The following is a 7195-nucleotide window of genomic DNA, read 5'->3' on the forward strand; positions in this document are numbered from 1 at the left end:
CTGTCACAGCAAACTGCTGCTCAAGTTGTTTATCACTTAAATACGTTCTGAGTTCATCCACCAACAAGGCCAGTTGTTTGGGCTGAGCCAGCAAACTGCCAGCACAAATAATAAAATTTCCCACCACATGCTGACCTCCTAGGGCGATACGTTGCTGATGCAATGAATCGAGTGCTGACAACACCATACGATCATGAAACAGCGGTTTATGGTTGTGATACAAAGTAGTCGTTTGCTGTAACTTGCCCTGTTGGAAGGGCTGCTGAATATGGGGTAAACCCAAACACAAGACCTCCCAGCCCATGTAACAGGCTGAATCTTCAAGTTTTATTGTTACGTGATTGAGGGCGTTGGCTTGGTTATACACCAAGGTTTCTAGTGGCAAATATTCTAGTACCGCGTCGGCTTTAATTTGGAAACTACAGTATTGGCTTTGCAGATCGCTGGCATCACACTGACCTCTGGCCCGATAAAAACGATTGGCGCCAGGTGTAGTTAGTAGGGCGCGGCTACCCTTGTCTAAACTGGCACTAATGCGTAATTCATCACCCGACACTATGCCAGCAGGTGGGTGCAACAAATACACATGAGCACAGCCATCTTGTTCAGGATAAAAAGCCCGTTGCACACCGAGTGGGCCTTGATGGCGACAACGACTTAATGCGGTTTTATTACCACGCACAGCAAAACCCAGCTCTAAGTCAGCTAACCAGCTTGGCGCTGGCAGTGTTTTAACTGGGGATAGTTGTGGCAATACCAGGCCCATATCATCTGGCATAGCTAAACCTGCAGATAACTTTCAATCAGTTTGTCGTCCAAGTTCTCCATGGGCCCTGATGCCACCACCTTGCCTCTTTCCATCAATTGAAACTGTTCACCGACCGCGCGGGCAAAAGGCAGTTTTTGTTCCACCAGCACTATAGTCATGTTTTTTTCTTTGTTCAGGGCCAACAGCACATCACGAATAAGCTGGACTATGTTGGGCTGAATGCCCTCGTTGGGTTCATCCAAAATCAATACCTTAGGGTTAAGCACTAGGGCACGAGCAATGGCCAATTGCTGTTGCTGGCCACCGGATAAATCACCACCACGACGAGCCAGCATTTCTTTAAGCACAGGAAAGTAAGTAAACACCTCTTCGGGAATAACTGTGTTTTTTTGGCGCAGGCAATTGAGGCTGACTTTAAGATTTTCCTCTACTGTCAGTTGACCAAAGATATGTCGCCCCTGGGGGACATAACCGACACCAATATTAGGTCGGCGCTCAATACTACTGCGACTAAGATCTTCACCGTTAATATGAATACTGCCACTTGAACTAGGCAACATGCCCATCAAACACTTAAGTAAGGTGGTTTTACCCACCCCATTGCGGCCCATAATACAGGTGCGGGAACCTTGTGGAATGTGCATGTCCACATCCCACAATATTTGACTGCCACCATAACGTTGGTTCAAACCACTGACTTTGATCATGTTGACTCCTCGCCCAGATAAACTCGTTTCACATCGGGGTGACTCTGAATGTGAGCCATACTGCCTTCGGCCAAGACACTGCCTTGATGCAAGACGGTAACGGTGCGGGCAATCGAGCGTACAAAACTCATGTCGTGTTCCACCACCACCACTGAATGCTCACCAGCCAGTGAGGTTAATAACTCAGCCGTGCGCTCGGTTTCTTGTAAGGTCATACCGGCCACAGGTTCGTCGACTAACAAAACCCGTGGTTTGGCGGCTAACAACATGCCAATTTCTAACCACTGTTTTTGCCCGTGAGACAAATTACCCGCCAGTCCATGACGCTGCTCGGTTAAACCGATAATGGCCAAAATACGATCGATATCGTCTTTTTGCTCGCCATTCAGTTGATGCCACAAGGAGTACCAAATTCCTTTATCCATTTTCAGACTTAAATAAAGGTTTTCATACACACTCAGGGCTTCAAATACTGTGGGTTTTTGAAACTTGCGACCAATACCGGCTTGGGCAATTTCAGCTTCGTTAAGTTTGAGTAAATCAATTTGTTGACCAAAATTAATTTTACCTTGGTCAGGGCGAGTTTTACCGGTGATCACATCCATCATAGTGGTTTTGCCGGCACCATTAGCGCCTATCAGGCAACGTAATTCACCATCATTAATATACAGATTGAGATCATTGAGGGCCTTAAAACCATCAAAACTGACACTGACATTTTCTAAATAAAGAATGACGCCGTGACGGGTATCAGGTACTAAATTTTCGGTGGCCCGCATTGAAGAAGCTTGTGCTTTCATAGGGCTTTCTCCTTGGGCCATAACTGTTGGGCCTTAGTTTTTACTGTTGGCCACAAACCAACTAATCCTTTGGGTAATAACAAGGTGACCAACACAAACAAACCGCCTAGGGCAAATAACCAAGCTTCGGGCATGATGGCGGTAAAACGGGTTTTGGCATAACTCACTACTAAGGCACCAACAATGGCGCCATATAAAGTACCGCGACCACCAATGGCCACCCAAATCACCATCTCGATGGAATTAATCGGTGAAAACTCACCAGGATTAATAATACCTACCTGTGGCACATACAAGGCCCCAGCTATGCCGGCTAATACCGCCGAAAAAGTAAATATGGCCACCTTGTACTTGGCAGTGTTGTAACCCACAAAACGGGTGCGACTTTCGGCGTCACGAATGGCCATAACCACCTTGCCTGCCTTAGAGTTAACAATGCGATGACAGATAAAATAGGCGAGTCCCAAAAATACGGTGGTCAACACAAAGAGCGTTAAACGAGTACCACTGGACTGTAAGGAAAACCCCAGAATATCTTTAAAATCGGTTAAACCATTGTTACCACCAAAACCCATTTCGTTACGGAAAAAGGCCAACAATAGCGCGTAGGTCATGGCTTGAGTCATAATGGATAAATACACTCCACTGACCCGTGAACGAAACGCCATGGCACCAAAGATATAGGCCAATAAACCGGGCGCCAGCACCACCATGACTATCATCCACACAAAACTGTCTGAGCCCCACCAAAACCACGGCAGGCTGTCCCAACTTAAAAACACCATAAAATCAGGCAAGTCTGGATTGCCATAGACTCCACGTTCACCAATCTGGCGCATTAAATACATGCCCATGGCGTAACCACCTAAGGCAAAAAATGCACCGTGGCCGAGGCTCAAAATCCCGCAATAACCCCAGACTAGATCCACCGCCAAGGCTAATAATGCATAACACAAGTATTTGCCCAACAAAGTCACGCTATAATCACTTACATGCCAAAATGAGTCAGGTGCAAAAAAGGTATTGGCAATCACCACGTATAGGGTCATCACAAATAACAAGCCGGTTACCCTTTGCAAGGGTGAGCTAAATTTTGAAATAGGATAATTCATTCAACAGCCCTGCCTTTTTGTGGAAACAATCCCATGGGGCGTTTTTGGATGAAAAACACTAAACCGACTAAGACTATGATGCTGGCCATCACCGGGCCGGTCAGTGGTTCTAAAAATTTATTGAGTACACCTAAGGTCATGGCCGACACTAGGGTTCCCCATAAATTACCCACTCCACCAAACACCACTACCAAGAAAGAATCGATGATGTAGGCCTGACCTAAATTAGGCCCGACATTGGTCAACTGACTGAGTACCACACCGGCAATGCCTGCAATGCCCGAGCCCAAGCCAAAAGTGGCGGCATCGACCCAATTACTGCGGATACTCAAAGCTCGCGCCATATCGCGGTTTTGCGCCACAGCACGCACATGTAGGCCTAGAGCTGATTTTTTCAAAAATATCAACAGCATAAAAAACACCGCTAGGGAAAATAAAATGATGTATAAACGGTTGAAGGTGACTGAAAACACCGGGTTGATCTGCCACGAACCACTCATCCACTCCGGTGCGATGACTTGGCGATTTAAGGGCGAAAACACCGTTCTGACTAGCTGCTGCAAAATCAAACTCACACCAAAAGTAGCCAATAAGGTTTCTAGCGGTCTGCCCTTAAGGAATTGAATGATGCTACGCTCAATAATCACGCCCACTGAACCCGAGACTAAAAAAGCCGCTGGCACGGCAATTAATAAAGAGTATTCGATTAAATTCGGAAACCATTGCTGGATCACGTAGGTGGTATAAGCCCCCAGCATCATCATTTCGCCGTGGGCCATATTGATCACGCCCATCACCCCAAAGGTAATGGCTAAGCCAATGGCGGCTAACAACAAAACGGAACCCAGACTCAAACCAAAAAAGATATTTTCGGCGTAAGAGTAGAGATTACGCTGACTTTCAATGTTGGCCAAGGTGGCTTTGATTTTGGTTTGCACTTCGGCGGAATAATGTTCCGCATCTTGACTGGCCGCGGCTAGTACCTGGCTCACATCGGGCTCTAGGGTCGAGTCCAGCTGAGTTAATGCAGACAATTGGGATACTGCATCATCTTTACTAAATTGTTTTAAAGCGGCTATTAGGCTTAATATATCTGCCACGTCGCCATCACTTTCTTTGTTTTGTCTATCGGCCAAACGTTTATCACTAATCCGACTCACATCGGCCAACATCTCACGGGCGGCTGTCAGTCTAATATTGGGATCGGGGTGATTGAGATTTAATTGGGCTTGCAGTTGGGTGATATCACTGCGAATTCTATTGTTGGTTTTTACTTTGCTGAGCTGCTTTTTTTCGATGTCTTGACTCACTTCACCATTCAGCGCATCGATAATTCGGGCGCTACCATCAGCTTGATCAAGCACATAAAAAACTCTTTTGTCACTTTTTTGAAAGTAGACTTCGCCTTGGGAAATGTGCACAAACAAAGAGCTGACACGTTGATCATCTAACTCTGCTATACCTGCTAATAGCTCGGGCAATGATTTGAAATCAGCCTGAGGAAGTGCTGCTATCGCGGCTTCAAAATTTTCAAATTCGGCGGCTTTAAGCGGCCAAGTCAGACCGACAGTCAAGAGCATCAAAAAAATCAAACGCTGGATAAGGGTCATTACTTTGCCCACCTTGTAATGCTAAACGAAAAAGGAGGAACCGGTAAAGGTTCCTCAAGGGAGTAGGGATGTTTTACCATCCCCATTTTCACACTACATTTTTCCAGAACATTTACCGCTAGTGACGTCGTAGTTGCCACATGACATAGGAGGTGTCCAATCCGACATTAGGTTTTTTGAGCTGGGTAAAAAGTCAGACCATGCATCACCAATGACGGTATCCGCTGTTTGCCACACGACTTCCACTTGCCCGTCATCTTGAATTTCGCCAATAAATACCGGCTTAGATAAATGATGATTAGGATTCATCACGGCAATTCCACCTGTTAGGTTTGGCACGGTGACACCTATCATGGCTTGTTCAACGGCGTTGACGTCAGTAGTACCGACTTTCTCAACAGCCTTGGCCCACATTTTGAAACCGATATAAGTGGCTTCCATCGGATCATTAGTGACACGTTTGTCGTCTTTGATGTATTTTTTCCATTTGGCGATAAACTCTGAGTTGGCCTCAGATTCGATGCTTTGGAAATAATTCCACGCGGCTAAATGACCAACCAAAGGTTTAGTATCAAAACCAGACAGTTCTTCTTCACCCACAGAGAAAGCCACCACTGGAATGTCTTGGGCTGAAATACCCTGATTACCTAACTCTTTATAAAAGGGGATGTTGGCATCGCCGTTGACGGTAGACACCACAGCGGTTTTCATACCAGTAGAACCAAACTTTTTCACATCAGACACTATGCCCTGCCAATCAGAATGACCAAATGGGGTGTAGTTGATCATGATGTCTTTGTCTTTGACGCCCTTAGATTTTAAATAGGCTTCCAGAATTTTGTTGGTAGTACGGGGGTAAACGTAGTCAGTGCCCAACAATACCCAGCGTTTGGCACCAATTTCATTCATTAAATAATCCACCGCAGGGATGGCTTGTTGATTGGGCGCTGCACCTGTGTAAAACACGTTTTTAGAAGACTCTTCACCTTCGTATTGCACCGGATAAAACATCAAACCATTAAGCTCTTCAATGACAGGTAAAACTGACTTACGCGATACCGAAGTCCAGCAACCAAAGATGACATCGACTTTTTCTTTAGCTAACAATTCACGGGTTTTTTCCGCAAACAGTGGCCAGTTAGATGCAGGGTCAACCACCACGGCTTCTAGTTTTTTGCCAAGCAATCCACCCATCTTGTTTTGCTCTTCGATCATCATTAACACGGTATCTTTGAGGGTGGTTTCACTGATCGCCATGGTGCCCGACAATGAATGCAGAACCCCGACTTTGATCGTATCTTCAGCTAACGCCACACTGGCTAAAAAACTGCTCGCTATAATGGAACCAGAAATGATCAAGTTACGTAATTTCATTCATTTACCTCTGTTTGGGAAGATGCACACACTTGTGTTGTTGTTGTTTATTGGGCAGACTGCCTTTGTGTGAAACACCAAATATTGACTTTTTATATCTGCGCTTGACCGCTCAACTACCCTGCATAATAGAAAATTATTTCCTTGAAGAGCTGTGGTTAGTATTTCTAATAAACGCCTAAATTAACATGGGTTAAATTACGTATATGAAGACTATAAATTCCGTATGGTAGGATTTTTTATTGCGGGTAAGCTCATGATACAACTGGTTAATTTGGGGCACGAAGTGGCGGTCTGTTTAATACAGACGTTTACTCAATTACAAAATGTATTCAGCAAAGAAGCCAACTGATATGTTGTCCAATCAAAAAATCACTGCTAGCCGACGCACTTATAACAAGCTAGTAGGCAACGAGATGATGGAAGACTTTGCTCTACGTTTTACCGCAAAACGAGCGCGCAAATGGTCATACTCACGCATTGCACACACTGCCTTGGGCATTGTGTCGTTTCTGGTATTAGAAGCAATTGGCGGCGCCATCACCTTAAACTATGGATTTGTAAATGCTGCATGGGCAATTTTGGCCCTTGTTGTGGTTATTTTTATCATTGGTTTGCCAATCAGTTATTACGCGGCCCGCTATGGGGTAGATATTGATCTGCTGAGTCGCGGGGCTGGGTTTGGTTACATTGGCTCTACTATTGCCTCATTAATCTATGCTTCTTTCACCTTCATATTTTTTGCTCTTGAAGCGGCTATCATGACGATGGCGTTAAAGCTTCTATTTGGTATTCCGCTCTACATTGGTTACCTGATCAGCGC

General features: G+C 45.3%; 6 protein-coding genes and 1 pseudogene. 1 reads left to right on the forward strand and 6 read right to left on the reverse strand.

All coding sequences use genetic code 11. The features are described from left to right. The 6 genes from NWQ57_RS21325 to urtA form a co-directional block, all read right to left on the reverse strand. Positions 1 to 778, reverse strand: a 778-nt coding sequence (locus NWQ57_RS21325) for an urease accessory protein UreD (RefSeq protein ID WP_306024209.1), incomplete at its 3' end; no start/stop codon positions are given. Between the two features lie 2 nt (positions 779 to 780). Next, entirely contained in the window at positions 781 to 1476 is a 696-nt protein-coding gene (urtE, locus tag NWQ57_RS21330) for an urea ABC transporter ATP-binding subunit UrtE (RefSeq protein ID WP_306024210.1), read from the reverse strand. Next, entirely contained in the window at positions 1473 to 2276 is an 804-nt protein-coding gene (gene urtD, locus NWQ57_RS21335; RefSeq protein ID WP_306024211.1) for an urea ABC transporter ATP-binding protein UrtD, read from the reverse strand. The genes urtE and urtD overlap by 4 nt, the downstream gene beginning before the upstream one ends. Then, positions 2273 to 3388: an urea ABC transporter permease subunit UrtC gene (gene urtC, locus NWQ57_RS21340; RefSeq protein WP_306024212.1), complete on the reverse strand. Its 1116-nt coding sequence runs from the start codon at positions 3386 to 3388 to the stop codon at positions 2273 to 2275. The genes urtD and urtC overlap by 4 nt, the downstream gene beginning before the upstream one ends. Continuing rightward, positions 3385 to 4998, reverse strand: coding sequence for an urea ABC transporter permease subunit UrtB (urtB, locus tag NWQ57_RS21345; RefSeq protein ID WP_306024213.1), 1614 nt, complete (start codon positions 4996 to 4998; stop codon positions 3385 to 3387). Before urtB ends, urtC begins: the two co-directional genes overlap by 4 nt. Before the next feature lie 93 nt (positions 4999 to 5091). After that, positions 5092 to 6372, reverse strand: a complete 1281-nt coding sequence (gene urtA, locus NWQ57_RS21350) for an urea ABC transporter substrate-binding protein (RefSeq protein WP_306024214.1) — start codon at positions 6370 to 6372, stop codon at positions 5092 to 5094. A 353-nt stretch (positions 6373 to 6725) separates the two neighbouring features. On the opposite strand from urtA, the pseudogene NWQ57_RS21355 reads away from it, so the two are divergent. Next, a pseudogene (locus NWQ57_RS21355) lies at positions 6726 to 7195 on the forward strand (hybrid sensor histidine kinase/response regulator); the annotation flags it as partial.

Origin of the sequence: Paraglaciecola sp., from assembly GCF_030730205.1 — a bacterium.
Taxonomy (GTDB): Bacteria; Pseudomonadota; Gammaproteobacteria; order Enterobacterales; family Alteromonadaceae; genus Paraglaciecola.

Excerpts from the sequence above, each read along its gene's own strand:
- urtC (WP_306024212.1), bottom strand. The coding sequence starts at position 3,388 with ATGAATTATCCTATTTCAAAATTTAGCTCACCCTTGCAAAGGGTAACC.
- urtD (WP_306024211.1), bottom strand. The coding sequence starts at position 2,276 with ATGAAAGCACAAGCTTCTTCAATGCGGGCCACCGAAAATTTAGTACCT.
- urtE (WP_306024210.1), bottom strand. The coding sequence starts at position 1,476 with ATGATCAAAGTCAGTGGTTTGAACCAACGTTATGGTGGCAGTCAAATA.
- urtA (WP_306024214.1), bottom strand. The coding sequence starts at position 6,372 with ATGAAATTACGTAACTTGATCATTTCTGGTTCCATTATAGCGAGCAGT.
- urtB (WP_306024213.1), bottom strand. The coding sequence starts at position 4,998 with ATGACCCTTATCCAGCGTTTGATTTTTTTGATGCTCTTGACTGTCGGT.